This window comes from Heliobacterium chlorum, from assembly GCF_014502795.1.
GTDB classification, from domain to species: Bacteria; Bacillota; Desulfitobacteriia; order Heliobacteriales; family Heliobacteriaceae; genus Heliobacterium; species Heliobacterium chlorum.
This window is the reverse complement of sequence record NZ_JACVHF010000009.1, coordinates 123,455-137,844: the sequence shown is the minus strand read 5'-3', so window position 1 is coordinate 137,844 and position 14,390 is coordinate 123,455. Positions and strand designations below refer to the sequence as shown.

The 14,390-nt window shown below is 50.5% G+C and carries 10 protein-coding genes and 1 rRNA gene; all 11 read left to right on the top strand.

The features are described from left to right. Positions 1–205: ribosomal RNA gene (locus tag H1S01_RS10680) — 23S ribosomal RNA — on the top strand; the annotation flags it as partial. 641 nt (positions 206–846) lie between these two features. Then, a complete protein-coding gene (locus H1S01_RS10675) occupies positions 847–1,986 on the top strand; it encodes an acyl-CoA dehydrogenase (protein ID WP_188040411.1) in 1,140 nt (379 codons plus the stop codon). Positions 1,987–2,005: 19 nt separating this feature from the next. Then, positions 2,006–3,184: an acetyl-CoA C-acetyltransferase gene (locus tag H1S01_RS10670; protein WP_188040409.1), complete on the top strand. Its 1,179-nt coding sequence runs from the start codon at positions 2,006–2,008 to the stop codon at positions 3,182–3,184. A gap of 52 nt (positions 3,185–3,236) precedes the next feature. Then, positions 3,237–4,085 (top strand): 3-hydroxyacyl-CoA dehydrogenase family protein, encoded by an 849-nt coding sequence (locus H1S01_RS10665; protein WP_341479079.1) that lies wholly within the window; start codon positions 3,237–3,239, stop codon positions 4,083–4,085. 75 nt (positions 4,086–4,160) lie between these two features. Then, complete coding sequence (locus tag H1S01_RS10660; RefSeq protein ID WP_207732283.1) at positions 4,161–4,943, top strand: enoyl-CoA hydratase-related protein; 783 nt, start codon at positions 4,161–4,163, stop codon at positions 4,941–4,943. Between the two features lie 12 nt (positions 4,944–4,955). After that, positions 4,956–5,714 carry an electron transfer flavoprotein subunit beta/FixA family protein gene (locus H1S01_RS10655; protein ID WP_188040405.1) on the top strand — a complete coding sequence of 253 codons (759 nt, stop codon included), beginning with the start codon at positions 4,956–4,958 and terminating at the stop codon, positions 5,712–5,714. Positions 5,715–5,727: 13 nt separating this feature from the next. Next, positions 5,728–6,678, top strand: coding sequence for an electron transfer flavoprotein subunit alpha/FixB family protein (locus H1S01_RS10650; protein WP_188040403.1), 951 nt, complete (start codon positions 5,728–5,730; stop codon positions 6,676–6,678). A gap of 229 nt (positions 6,679–6,907) precedes the next feature. Then, a complete protein-coding gene (locus tag H1S01_RS10645) occupies positions 6,908–8,989 on the top strand; it encodes a heterodisulfide reductase-related iron-sulfur binding cluster (RefSeq protein WP_188040400.1) in 2,082 nt (693 codons plus the stop codon). Between the two features lie 24 nt (positions 8,990–9,013). Then, on the top strand, positions 9,014–9,631 hold the full coding sequence (locus H1S01_RS10640; protein WP_188040398.1) for a nitroreductase family protein: 618 nt from the start codon (positions 9,014–9,016) through the stop codon (positions 9,629–9,631). A 273-nt stretch (positions 9,632–9,904) separates the two neighbouring features. Then, on the top strand, positions 9,905–11,515 hold the full coding sequence (locus H1S01_RS10635; RefSeq protein WP_188040396.1) for an L-lactate permease: 1,611 nt from the start codon (positions 9,905–9,907) through the stop codon (positions 11,513–11,515). A gap of 616 nt (positions 11,516–12,131) precedes the next feature. Then, positions 12,132–14,315, top strand: a complete 2,184-nt coding sequence (locus tag H1S01_RS10630) for an RNA degradosome polyphosphate kinase (RefSeq protein ID WP_188040394.1) — start codon at positions 12,132–12,134, stop codon at positions 14,313–14,315. The last annotated feature ends 75 nt before the right edge of the window (positions 14,316–14,390 follow it).

Here is a 14,390-nt window from a genome sequence, read left to right as displayed (position 1 = left end):
AGTTGTCGTGCCAACGGCAGCGCTGGGTAGCTATGTCGGGAGCGGATAAGCGCTGAAAGCATCTAAGCGCGAAACCGACCCAAAGATGAGACTTCCCACTCGAAAGAGGTAAGACCCCAGGAAGATGACCTGGTTGATCGGCCCGAGATGTACACGCCGTGAGGCGTTCAGTCGACGGGTACGAATCGGTCGAGGACTTGACCTTACATCGCTTTATGATACTTCTGTTCAGTTTTGAAAGAACAGAAACCAAGTGTAAAAAAACTACCGAGTAGGTAGTTTTTTTAGTTTTAAAAATTAGTGGTAAGGAAGTTGCCAAATTAAGACTTCAAATCACATAACAAATGTTTCGCAAAAAACCCATGGCTGATGCCATGGGTTTTTTGCGAAGTAGGTTATTTCCAGATTAAAGTAAACGGTTGGCCCTGTAGTATCGGGTAGAACTGAATTTGATTTCTTGCGTACACGGGCGGTAGCGAGCCGATAAAACTAGGTGAGTTAGCTAACAAAGTATGAAAGGAATATTTAAATAATTCAAATAATTTTCTTTCACAAAGAAGGTATTTTTTTTGCATCCATCGAAAGCATAGGTTCTCTAAGCTTCTATTTACGGTATAAATATGGTAGCTATCCCTTTTTCAAATAGTTAAAGAGAATATTTTCTTTTTTTGAAAACAAAAGAGGAATTTTGGAGATTTGGTAGAATCACAAACATGTTGTTTAAATAGTCCAAAAATTTATACAAAAGAAAATATTCACTTTAATGAATGGACATGTTTATGTTGCTACCCGGTCAAAAGACCGTTTTGGTTGCAGAATTCAAAAAGTTGTAAGGAGGACTCAACAATGATTTTTAAACTCACCGAAGAACAGGAAATGCTTCGCAAAACGGTACGGGAATTTGCCGAGACCGAAATTGCACCGAAAGCAGCTGAAATGGACGAGAAGGAAGAGTATGACTGGTCTCTATGGGATAAAATGGCTGAACTCGGCCTCTCTGGTATCCCCTTCCCGGAAGAGTACGGCGGTGTGGGCATGGATCACATGAGCTATGCCATCGCTGTCGAAGAACTGGGTCGTGTTTGCGGCTCATCGAGCGTCTTGCTCTCTGCACACACCTCCTTGTGCCTCTGGCCCATCTATAATTTCGGCACGGAAGAACAAAAGAAAAAATACCTTGTTCCCTTGGCTCAAGGTGAAAAAGTTGGTGCCATGGGATTGACCGAGCCTGCTGCCGGTTCTGACGCCGGAGCGATGAAACTGACGGCGAAACTCGACGGTGACGAGTATGTATTGGACGGAACGAAGATCTTCATCACCAACGGTGAGCGGGCTGATGTCTATGTCGTCATCGCCAGCACCGATCCGAGCAAAAAACATAAAGGCACCTCGGCCTTCATCGTGGAAAAGGGAACTCCCGGCTTTTCCTTTGGGAAAAAAGAGCACAAAATGGGCATCCGGGCGTCGAATACATATGAACTCGTCTTTGAAAACTGCCGCATCCCGAAAGAAAACCTGCTGGGCGAAGAAGGCATGGGCTTCAAAATCGTCATGAAGACCCTCGACGGCGGCCGTATCGGCATTGCCGCTCAGGCGCTGGGGATTGCCCAAGGCGCTTTTGACCAAGCCTTAGCCTACAGCAAAACTCGCGAACAGTTCGGCAAGCCCATCTGCGCCAATCAAGCCATCCAGTGGATGCTCGCCGATATGCACTGCCGAATTGAAGCAGCGCGGTTGTTGATCTATAAGGCGGCCTATCTGAAAGACACGGACCAGCCCTTTAGCCAAGAAGCGGCCATGGCCAAACTGGTCGCCTCCGAAACAGCTATGTGGGTTACGACGAAAGCAGTTCAAATTCATGGCGGTTACGGCTACACCCGTGAATACCCTGTGGAGCGCATGATGCGTGATGCGAAGATCACTGAGATCTACGAAGGAACCAGTGAAATCCAGCGCCTCGTCATTGCGGCGAGCCTGTTGAAGTAACACAAGGGAGATGGAAGACGTGCGTGAAGTGGTCATCGTCAGCGCGGTCCGGACACCTTTTGGCAAGTTCGGCGGTACGCTGGCTTCCTTGAAAGCGATTGACTTAGGCGCTGCAGCTATGAAAGGCGCTTTGGACAAAGCTGCCTTGAGTGCAGATCAAATTGAATACACTTGCATGGGTCAAGTGCTGCAGGGGGGGGCGGGACAGATTCCCTCCCGTCAAGCGGCGCACAAGGCCGGCATCGCCTGGGAAGTTCCCTCCTTGACGGTGAACAAAGTTTGTGCCAGCGGCATGATTTCTGTCGCCACGATGGCAAAACTCATCATGCTTGGTGAAGTGGACGCGGCTGTCGCCGGCGGTATGGAAAGCATGAGCAATACCCCGTATTACCTGCCCAATGCTCGTTGGGGACAGCGTATGTTCAACTTTGACGCCGTCGACGGAATGGTTCATGACGGTCTCTGGTGTCCCTTTAACGATCACCACATGGCCATCTACGGCTCTACGGCGGCGAAAGAATTTGGTGTCTCTCGAGAAGAACAAGACGATTGGGCTGTTGTGAGCCAGCAGCGTGCAGCGGCTGCGATGGAAGCGGGTCGCCTCGATGCAGAGATTATCCCTGTCGAAGTCCCGCAAAAAAAGGAAAAGATCCTTTTTGCCAAAGATGAGCAGCCTCGTGCCAACACCACCAAAGAATCTTTGGCTAAGCTAAGCCCCGTTTTTGATAAAAACGGAACCGTCACCGCTGGCAACGCTCCAAGCGTCAACGACGGTGCGGCGGCCCTGGTCATTATGAGCCGGGAAAAGGCAGACGAACTGGGACTGAAACCGTTAGCGACTTTCGTCGGTCACGCAGAAGTGGCGATGGCACCTGAACTGATGGCGGCTACACCGGGTCATGCCATCAACAAGTTGCTGAAAAAGACCGGTAAGAGTCTTGCTGATATCGACCTCATCGAGGTCAACGAAGCTTTTGCAGCGGTCCCCCTTGTCAGCCAACGGGTCGCCGGCTATGACATGGAAAAAGTCAATGTCAACGGCGGCGCTATCGCTTTTGGTCACCCCATCGGAGCGAGCGGTGCCCGTATCCTGACCACGTTAATTTATGAACTGCGCCGGCGCGGCGGCGGTCACGGCATGGCGGCCATTTGCAGCGGAGCTGCTCAAGGCGATGCCGTCCTCCTGCGCGTCGAGTAACGATAGCGAGATTCATTGAAGTAACTAGACGAAAGGAGACAGAGCGATGGAAATCAAACGCATCATGGTCATCGGCGCCGGGCAAATGGGCTCGGGTATCGCCCAGACGGCTGCTTTAGCCGGTTTTCAAACGGTTCTGCATGATATTTCCTTCGAATTTGCCAATAAAGGTTTAAACACCATCAAAAAGAGCTTGAGCAAGTTCTTAGAAAAAGGAAAAATCACTGCTGAGGATATGGAAGCCACGCTAGGTCGACTTCAATTGTCCGATAACTTGGAAAATGCGAAAAACTGTGACATCATCATCGAAGCGGCTAGTGAAAAAATGGAGATCAAATCGCAGATCTTCCGTACCCTTGATGAAGTCGCTCCAGCTCACGCTATCTTAGCCTCGAACACCTCTTCGCTGCCCATCACTGAACTGGCTGCCTGCACCAAACGGCCGACGCAAGTCATCGGCATGCACTTCATGAACCCTGTGCCCTTGATGAAACTCGTCGAGATCATCCGCGGACTGGCCACTTCCGACGAGGTCTATCAGGTGATTGAAGATCTGGCCAAACAGATGGGGAAAGTCCCCGTTGCGGTCAATGACGTGCCTGGCTTCGTCTCCAACCGGATCTCCCAAGTGATGATCAACGAAGCCATCTGGTGCCTCTATGAAGGAGTCGGCAATCCAGAAGGTATTGATACCATCATGAAACTCGGCTTCAACCACCCCATGGGACCCTTGGCCTTAGCTGACCTGATCGGTCTCGATACGGTTTTATCCATTCTGGAAATTATGCATGAAGGCTACGGAGATCCCCGCTACCGTCCGTGCCCGCTGTTGCGGAAGTATGTAAAAGCCGGTTGGCTCGGCAGAAAATCAGGCCGCGGTTTTTACAACTACGAAGGCTAACTTTTTGCGGCCTTAAAAGATAGGACCCAAGCAGCGGGTGGTTGCCACTGACGACGGAAGAGGAGGAGAAAAGCCTTGGAAATGAACTATCTGCTCTATGAGGAAGAAGAGGCTCTAGCCATTGTCACCATCAACCGCCCCAAAGCACTCAATGCCTTAAATAGTCAGGTGCTGGAAGAATTGAAGGGGCTTCTCGATGAGATCGCCCAAAAAGATCATATCTCCGTGGTCATTGTAACCGGTGCTGGAGAAAAGAGCTTTGTCGCTGGGGCTGACATCGCCCAGATGCGCGAATTCACGCCGGTTCAAGCTCGTCAATTTGCTAAACTAGGGCAGCAAGTGTTCAGCAGCATCGAGCGCCTGCCTCAACCGGTCATCGCTGCCGTCAACGGCTTTGCCTTAGGCGGTGGTTGTGAACTGGCCATGGCTTGCGATTTCCGTATCGCTGCTGAGAACGCCAAGTTTGGCCAGCCCGAAGTTAGCTTGGCTGTGACTGCCGGCTTCGGCGGGACCCAGCGGCTTCCCCGCCTGGTTGGGAAAGGGCTGGCGGCAGAACTGCTCTTTACAGGGGACATGATCGACAGTGCGGAAGCGCTGCGTATCGGCCTGGTGAATAAGGTCGTACCTGTAGTTGAATTGATGGATAAAGCCAAAGCGATCGCCAAGAAAATTGCGGCTAAAGGGCAAGGTGCAGTTCGGTTGACGAAAGCGGCTATGACCGAGGGCCTCAATATGGATCTGGAACGAGCTTTGGCTTATGAAGCGGAAGTGTTTGCCTTGTGCTTCTCGATGGCAGACCAAAAAGAAGGCATGGACGCATTTCTGAATAAACGCAAACCGAATTTTACAAACGCATAGGGAGGTTCTGCCATGAAAATCGCAGTTTTGATAAAACAAACCTTCGATACGGAAGCAAAGATCGTCGTGAAAGAGGGCAAGGTCGATCCTTCTGGCGTAAATGTCATCATCAACCCTTATGATGAATTCGCTATCGAAGAAGCGCTTCGAATCAAAGAAAAAGTGGGCGGCGAAGTGGTCGTCTTTTCGGCAGGGAGCGACAAAGTGACCGAATCCTTGCGGAAAGCTCTCGCTATGGGAGCCGATCGGGCCGTCCGAGTTGAGCTGGACGGTGTAGCTGTTGACGAAGGCGTCGTAGCGGAAGCCCTGGCGAAAGCCGTCGGAGAAGGCAACTTTGACCTGGTTCTCACCGGTTGGCTGGCCATCGACGACCGCTCGGCTCAAGTAGGTGTCCGGGTGGCTGAAATTCTCAATCTGTCTCAAATCAACATGGTCACTCAGTTGGAGTTGGCTGATGGTAAACTGACGGGTTCCCGCGAAATCGAAGGCGGTATGGAAGTGGTAGAAGTACCCCTGCCGGCGTTGATCACAGCCCAGCGCGGACTCAACGAGCCTCGCTATCCGTCCATGAAGGGCATCATGCAAGCGAAGAAAAAAGAACTGAAAGTCGTCAATGCAAGCGATTTGAACATCTCCGCCCAGCCGAAAGTGGAGGTCAAAGACGTTTTCCTCCCCAAAGCCAAAGAGGCCGGGAAAATCTATAAAGACGACATGGCCGATGCCGTTTCTGCACTCGTCAAAGCTCTACGAGAAGAAGCAAAAGTAATCTAGGGGGGAAGACAAGATGGCTAAAGTATGGGTTATTCTCGAAGCACAAGATCAGAAGATCAAAAAAGTCAGCTATGAAATGATCGGTTTGGCCAAACAATTAGGGGATGTGGAAGCAGTCCTGCTGGGTAGCGGCGTAAGCAGCCTCGCCCAGGAAGCAGGCGAATATGGTGTATCTAAAGTCTTCGTGGCCGACTGTGCTGAACTGAAAGATTACACCACAGCAAAATATACTCGTGTACTGGCAGACCTCATTCAGAAGAAAAAACCGGAAATCGTTCTCGTCGCTAACACGTCCCAAGGACGGGACTTCGCGCCTCGTGTGGCTCAGCGCATCGGCGCCGGTCAAATCAGCGATGTGATGGACTATCAAGAGGGTCAATTCATTCGCCCTGTTTACTCCGGTAAAGCCTTCTTCAAAGTATCCCCCTGCGCTTGCCCGGCCATCGTCACGGTGCGTCCGAACGTATTCCCGGCAGCGGAAAAATGTGGCGGCTCTTGCCTGGTTGAAGAAGTTGCAGCCAGCTTTAGTGCCGACGATCTGAAAGCGATTGTTAAAGAAGTGGTGAAGCAAGTATCGAGTCGACCCGAATTGACTGAGGCGAACATCATCGTCTCCGGCGGACGGGGAATGAAAGGACCGGAAAACTTCGCCATCTTAGAAGAAATGGCCGACGTTCTTGGTGCTGCCGTCGGTGCTTCCCGGGCTGCCGTTGATTCGGGCTGGCGTCATCACAGCTTCCAAGTCGGACAAACCGGGAAAACCGTCTCGCCGAGCCTCTACATCGCCTGCGGCATCTCCGGCGCGATTCAACACTTAGCCGGCATGGGCAGTTCAAAAGTCATCGTCGCCATCAACAAAGATCCCGAGGCCAACATCTTTAAAGTGGCCGACTACGGTATCGTGGGCGATCTCTTTGAAGTCGTTCCCATGCTCACGGCAGAATTCAAGAAATTGCTGAGCTAAGGGAACAGAGCGAAGGGAACAGAAGTCGCTGCTCTAGCTATGGAAGTCAAAGGGTAACTACTCAAAGAGGAATGTCATAAATTAATCCGTCGATACATAGATTTAGAAACTAAATAGCCAATTTCAGATTCGACGTACTCGAAGAAGGAAGGCTCTACAAGCCTTCTTTCTTCCTTGTAGAAGAAAAATGACAGAGTAAAAGAAAATGGACAGACAGGAAGGGGTCAAGATGCTCAATACTGCAAGTCGGGAGATTTATTGGAACATCCCGCCGTCGTTAAAGATTCTTATGTATACACTGTTGCTGTTTGCCGTTGCCAATTTGGCCTATGGGCTCCATCAACGGTACCAGCATTGGATGGTGGGACAAAAAACAAATCCTGCGGGAGATCTTGGCCGGTGTATTCGGGAAACCTTCCTCCAGCGGCGAGTGCTGAAAGATCTTTATCCGGGGATCAAACATGGAGCCATCTTTTGGGGCTTTACGGTGATGTTCCTGACGACAGTCATCATCGCCGTCCAAGAACAACTGAAGATTGAAGTATTTACAGGCAACTTATATCTGTTTTTTTCCTTGATCGCCGATATCGGTGGTCTCGCCGCCATGACGGGTCTATTGATGGCCCTGTATCGTCGGTACGTGCAAAAACCGGATCGTCTCGACAATCGACCAGATGACGCCATCGTCCTTCTGCTCCTGCTAGGGATTATCGTCACCGGTTTCCTCGTCGAAGGAATTCGTGTCGCCGCAACCAACGATATTTGGGCTGATTATTCACCGGTGGGCAACATTGTGGCTGAACTTTTCCGGGGCAGTTCCGAAAACTCACTCCGCTCAGCCCATCTCGGCCTCTGGGTGACCCATATGCTGGCGACGATGGCCTTCATCGGATACATTCCGCAATCGAAACTCATGCATATCTTTACCACCCCGCTAAACCAATACTACGCCGATGAGAGCAGCGCCAAAACGTTGCCGCTGGTCGATCTGGAAGCGGAAGATGCGGAAACCTTCGGCATCAGTAAAATTGAAGAGTTTACTCATAAACAATTGATGGACTTGGATGCCTGTACCCGCTGTGGCCGTTGTCAAGATAACTGCCCGGCTTACCTGACGGGTAAACCGCTTTCACCAAAGAAAATGACCCAGGACCTAAAAGAGGCCTTGAATCAGAAGGCGCCGGAGCTGATAGCAAAGGCGAAGGCCGAACTATCTGGGGAAGGTCAAGGGGAAGAAACGACAGCTCCGTCCGTCGAGGAAGCCGTTACCCGGTCCTTGATCGGTGATGTGATTGAACAAGACACCATCTGGTCCTGTACCACCTGCCGGGCCTGCCAGGAAGTCTGTCCTGCCTATGTAGAACATATCCCAAAAACGGTGGAATTGCGTCGAAATTTAGTCCTGATGGAAAGCGACTTCCCAGCGGAAGTACAGACAACCTTTCGGAATATGGAAAACAACGGCAACCCCTGGGGTATCGGTTGGGCCAAACGTGCCGACTGGCTGGGTGATCTGGATGTTCCTCAGATGGGCGAACTGGATGACCCTGCCGAAGTGGAATACCTCTATTGGGTGGGTTGTGCCGGTTCCTTCGACGAGCGCAACAAAAAAGTATCTCGAGCGCTTGTCAAAATCCTCCAATCAGCTGGTGTGACTTTCGCTATCTTAGGGGCTGAAGAAAAGTGCTGCGGCGATTCTGCCCGTCGTATCGGCAACGAGTACCTGTATCAGATGCTCGCCATGGAAAACATCGAAACGATGAATAACTACGGCGTCAAGAAGATCATCACCGCTTGTCCCCACTGTTTGAACACCCTTAAAAATGATTATCCGCAGATGGGTGGAAACTTCGAAGTAATCCATCATACGGAATTGATCGCCCAACTCTTACAATCGGCCAAACTCCGCTTAAACGGTCAAAAAGGGAAGTCCTATACGTACCATGATTCCTGTTACCTGGGACGGTATAACCGTGTCTTTGAAGCGCCGCGGGACGTCTTGAAACAGGCTGGTGTGCAGGTCGTCGAGATGGAGCGAAACCATGAACATAGTTTCTGTTGCGGTGCCGGCGGTGGCCGCATGTGGATGGAAGAGACCCTGGGTAGCCGCATCAACCTGAACCGGACTGAACAGGCACTGTCTACCGGGGCCGAAGGAATCGCTGCCAACTGTCCCTTCTGCTTGACGATGCTGACCGACGGCGTCAAAGCGAAAGAACTCGCCGACAAGATCCCTGTGCTCGATCTGGCGGAGATCGTCTCCGAATTAATTCCGGAGACGGCGAAAGAGAGCGACGCACAAGCCAGTTAAACGAATTTTTTAAGGAGGCCTTGTATGGAGCTGCAATCGGCCATTCGCGATCGACGGAGTATCCGCAAGTATAAGCCGGAAGAACCGCCGAAGGAAATCCTTGAAAAAATCTTGGAAGACGGGCTCTGGGCACCGTCGAACATGAACGTTCAACCGTGGCACTTTGTCGTCGTCCGTGGCGAAAAGCGGGAAGAATTGCTTTCGGTGATCTCCCGTTCAGGTCAATCGATCTTACCGAAGCTCGAGCGGATTTTTGCTGAAAAGCCGAAAGTGATCAAGTTCACCTTGGAGTTTTTCCATGACCTAGGAAAAGCACCGATTCTCATCTTCTGCTTCGGCCCTGGCGAATACAAAGACCCGCCGCTTGGATTAACTCCGGAAGAACTGCGTATTTTCCATATCGACCGGACTACGAATCAGCAAAGTGTCGCTGCTGCCATCCAAAACATCCTGCTCTCGGCCCATGAAGCCGGCTTAGGCACCTGTTGGATGACAGGGCCTCTGCACGTGGCCGAGGAGATCAGCGAGCTTTTAGGGGTAACCAACAAGGAACTCGTCGGAGTGATCACCTTGGGCTATCCCGACCAGTCCCCGCCGTCGCCGCCGCGTAAACCGGGTCGTGTCGATTGGAACGGTTTTTAAATGAAAAAGGCAACCTTCCATTACGGAGGTTGCCTTTTTCATTTGAAAACCCCAAAATCAATTGAAAATTATGAAAAAAGTCTTCCTCTTTAAGCGTAGGCAGGTTATTTGAAAATTACAAAGAAATATAACCTTGTGAAAACTACATCAAATGCAAAAAGGGGGGAAGGGCACACGAAGGGCCGTCCAATTGCTAATGCCAAACCACTTATCTAACCAGGTACAGCACTCATCACTACAGTGAACGTTACGAGAAGAAAGGCGGCAATAACTATGACATGGACGCAGAACTACGACCCCATGGGAGGATTATTGCTATCCACAGCCATCGCACTCATTCCTATTGTCTATTTCTTTTGGGCTTTAGCAATTCAAAAAATGAAAGGACATATTGCCGGATTGACTACGGTTATATTGACCGTCTTAATCGCTATCTTCGGGTATGGTATGCCTGCCAACATGGCTGTCACGTCGACCGTCTTTGGCGCTTTTGTCGGACTCTGGCCTATCGGCTGGATCGTGATCAATGCGGTTTTTCTATACAAACTGACGGTGAAATCAGGTCAGTTTGATGTCATCCGTTCTTCCATCAGCTCGCTTACCAATGATAGGCGATTGCAGGTGCTCTTGATCGCCTTTTCCTTTAACGGATTTATTGAAGGCGCTGCCGGATTTGGCACACCGGTGGCTATCTCGGCCGCTTTGCTCGTCGGTCTTGGATTTCGCCCCCTCTACGCGGCCGGTCTATGCATGATCGCCAACACGGCACCGGTCGCCTTTGGCGGGATAGGGATTCCGTTGGTCACAGCAGCCAAGACGACGGGGCTGCAGGTCATGGAAATCGCCCGTATCGCCGGGGTTCAGCTAGGTTTGATGGCGATTATCGTTCCCTTTTGGGTCATCGTCGCGATGACAGGGATCCGGGGTGCCATGGAAATCTTGCCGGCCATTTTGGTATCGGGCCTCTCTTTCGGCCTGACCATGTTTTTGACAGCGACCTTTCTTGGCCCGGAACTGCCAGCGATCGCTGCTTCTGTTGTGTCCTTGATCGCACTGGCCCTTTTCCTCAAACTGTGGAGACCTAAGCATATTTTCCGCTTCGACGATGACCCCGAAGTGAAGGCGGGAACGGAACATACATATTCAATGGGACAGATCGTAAAGGCATGGTCACCATTTATCGTGCTGACGGGCTTCATCACCTTGTGGGCATTGCCCGCTGTTAAAAACATCTTGAAGCTACAGAACGTAGTTATCCCCGTACCGGGTTTAGATAAGTTGATCATGCAGGCAGCACCGATTGTTACGAAGCCGACGCCTTACGGCGCAGTTTTTACTTTTGACGTCCTGGCGGCGGCCGGAACAGGAATATTGTTGGCGGCACTGCTGTCTATGTTCCTCGTGCGTCTGAGCTTCAGCGACTGGATTTCCTTGTATGGCAAGAACCTGAAAGAGCTGATGTATCCCCTGATTACGATTTCTTGTGTCTTAGGTTTTGCCTATATCGCCAATTACTCCGGCATGAGCGCCACCTTAGGGTTGGCCGCAGCCAAAAGTGGAAAAGTATTTCCCTTTATGGCGCCGATTCTCGGCTGGCTCGGTGTCTTTCTGACAGGGAGTGATACATCCTCCTGTGCTCTCTTCGGAAACCTGCAGAAGATCACCGCCGAGCAGATCGGGGTCAGTTCCACCCTTACCGTGGCTGCGAACGCGACGGGCGGTGTAGCCGGGAAAATGATTTCTCCTCAATCCTTGGCTGTGGCTGCTGGAGCGACCGGTCTTGTCGGGCAAGAGTCAGACATCTTCCGGTATACCTTAAAACACAGTATCGGCATGGTATTAGTGATCAGCATCATGACGTACGTAATGGCCTTCTTCATGTGAGCGGTTACAAAAGCCAAAAATGATAGTTCTTGCCTATGGGCTGTAGACGCCGTGAAACCCTCAATGATTTTGAGGAGATTTGCGGCGTCTATTTTCATTTTTTGAAATCGATTCGATTTGCTAGCCTGAATGTAGTGAGTTATCCCTAATCTTATCCACATGTTTTACGAAAAAAAGGCCAGTGTTAGAGTTATTCACGGATTTATCCCCATTATCCACAGGGTGATCAATAGGACTTATCCACATTTGATTGGAGATTTCTAGTTCAGAAAAACAAAAGCCAGTTGCTGAATGTGTAAAGAAACTATTACAGGGGCAAATGTATCCCTGCAGCTGTTTCTTCGTTAGATCTCTTTTTATTTATTAAGATTGTTAAGCTTTTTCCAAGATTCGGTTAAAGTCACGGATTTTTGTTCGGAGAAGTCTATAATCAGGAATGTAGGACGTACTCGAGCCCAATGAACACAGAAGAAAGGATACCAGTAATTTCCGGTATATCCCAAATGGACGCACACGGGGGGTACCAAAAAAAGCGAATTTTCGGTATTATATATGATAACAAGCACTAGCGGGAGGCCGTCCTGACGACCAAACTTTGATTTTGGAGCGTTGTGTGATGAATCAACGATGTAGCCTGTTGCCGATCGATGGCAATCATTCCGAGATCCTTGAGGAACGAAAGTCTTTTATCCGTTCGGAGTATTATATCAACCGGGAGTTAAGTTGGCTCGAGTTTAACCATCGGGTCTTGGAAGAAGCGATGGATCCGACGAACCCGCTCCTGGAGCGTTTAAAATTCCTGGCTATCGTCAGTTCAAACTTGGATGAGTTTTTTATGGTCCGTGTGGCCGGTCTGCAGGACCAGGTAGTGGCAGAGCTTCGGAAAAAAGACGCTGCCGGGTTATCGCCGGAGGAGCAGCTAAAAAAAATCGCAGAACGGGCTCACCGGTTGGTAAGTGACCAGTATGGTCATCTGCAAGAACAGATCCTGCCGGAACTTGAGTCCAAAGGTATCCATATATTGCGCTATAGAGACTTAACGGGCCTGCAAAGGGCCTTTGTTGAGAATTATTTTGAACATACCGTCTATCCTGTGTTAACTCCTATGGCTGTCGACCAAAGCCGTCCCTTTCCTCTCCTCGCGAATAAGAGTTTGAACATCGCTGTCTTTGTCGAATCCAAAACTCATTTAACCTATAAACCGAATCTTTTTGCCGTCGTGCAAGTTCCTTCGGTTCTTCCGCGGTTTATTGATATCCCTTACGCGGAGGGGCAAGCCTTTGTATTCTTAGAAGACGTAATTCAATCCCACTTGGAGGACCTTTTCCGGGGCAATCAGATTCTCGATTCTTGCATCTTCCGGATTACCCGAAACGCCGACTTGACTGTCGATGAAGAGGGTGCCGAGGATTTGCTGGAGGCCATCGAAAAGGAACTGCAAAAACGTAAATGGGGTGCGGAAGTTCGGCTGGAAGTGGAAGCTGGTGTGAGTGATGCGATGAAAGACTATTTAAAAGCGGACCTGGAATTAGATGACGAGGATATCTACTACATTTCAGGCCCCTTGGATTTGACGGCTTTCTTTCGCATTGCTGACCTACCTGGCTTTGATGGGCTGCGCCACGAAAAAATGGTTCCTCAGGAGCCGGTTGATCTGATTGGAGAAAAGGATATTTTTGCGGCTATCGCCAAAAAAGATATCTTGCTCCACCATCCCTATGAGTCCTTTGAACCAGTCGTGAAATTCGTCATGCAGGCAGCCAGGGATCGGCAAGTGCTCGCGATTAAGCAGACCTTGTACCGGGTCAGCGGTGATTCGCCGATCATCACTGCCTTGGCGGAGGCGGCCCGAAACGGGAAACAGGTGACCGTACTGGTAGAGCTGAAAGCTCGCTTTGACGAAGAAAAGAATATTGCCTGGGCGAAAATGCTGGAAAAAGCCGGCTGCCATGTCATCTACGGACTTGTAGGCTTAAAGACCCATGCCAAGATCACCCTGGTCGTTCGGCAGGAAGCAGGCCATATTCACCGATATGTGCACTTAGGGACGGGGAATTACAACGACACGACGGCCCGTTTCTATACGGACTTTGGGCTGCTCACTTGTGATGAGAATATCGGTTCGGACGCGACGGACTTCTTTAATGAAGTGACTGGATATGCTGTACCGGCCAAGTGGAGAGAATTAGAGGCAGCCCCCTTAGGACTGCGGAAAAAGCTGTACGACTTAATTGAGCGGGAAATCGCCTTGAGCACGCCGGAAAAGCCGGGGCGAATCATCGCCAAGATGAATTCTTTAACAGATGCGTCGATCATTCAAAAACTATATAGCGCATCCTGTGCTGGCGTGCAGATCGATCTCATCGTCCGGGGCATGTGCTGCCTTCGCCCGGGGATTCCCGGTGTAAGCGAAAACATCCGGGTGATCAGCATTGTAGGGCGATTCTTAGAGCATCACCGCGCCTTCTATTTCCAAAATGGCGGTAACGAAGAGATCTATCTGTCTAGTGCCGATTGGATGGGCCGGAATCTCGATCGCCGGGTGGAACTGATCTTCCCGGTCAAATCGTTGGAATTAGCCCAGCGAGTTAAACACATTCTCGATACGATGCTCAAAGACAATAGCAAGGCCCGGCGCTTGCAACCCGATGGCACTTATATTCGGGTCGAGCGAAACGGGGAAGAACTGCTCCAGAGCCAAAGCTATTTCATCCGGCAATCACGTCGCCGTAACCGCCGCGCTCGTCTCCCGGTAGTAGCTCAGGGTGGGCAGGGAACGGTTAAGGATATCCTACATTAGAAAAAAATCCACAGCTAAGGGGCTGACCCGAATCGACGCGGGTCAGCCCCTTTTAATGCTTTTAGAAAAAGCCGC

Excerpts from the sequence above, each read along its gene's own strand:
- H1S01_RS10675 (WP_188040411.1), top strand. The coding sequence starts at position 847 with ATGATTTTTAAACTCACCGAAGAACAGGAAATGCTTCGCAAAACGGTA.
- H1S01_RS10655 (WP_188040405.1), top strand. The coding sequence starts at position 4,956 with ATGAAAATCGCAGTTTTGATAAAACAAACCTTCGATACGGAAGCAAAG.
- H1S01_RS10650 (WP_188040403.1), top strand. The coding sequence starts at position 5,728 with ATGGCTAAAGTATGGGTTATTCTCGAAGCACAAGATCAGAAGATCAAA.
- H1S01_RS10645 (WP_188040400.1), top strand. The coding sequence starts at position 6,908 with ATGCTCAATACTGCAAGTCGGGAGATTTATTGGAACATCCCGCCGTCG.
- H1S01_RS10640 (WP_188040398.1), top strand. The coding sequence starts at position 9,014 with ATGGAGCTGCAATCGGCCATTCGCGATCGACGGAGTATCCGCAAGTAT.
- H1S01_RS10635 (WP_188040396.1), top strand. The coding sequence starts at position 9,905 with ATGACATGGACGCAGAACTACGACCCCATGGGAGGATTATTGCTATCC.
- H1S01_RS10630 (WP_188040394.1), top strand. The coding sequence starts at position 12,132 with ATGAATCAACGATGTAGCCTGTTGCCGATCGATGGCAATCATTCCGAG.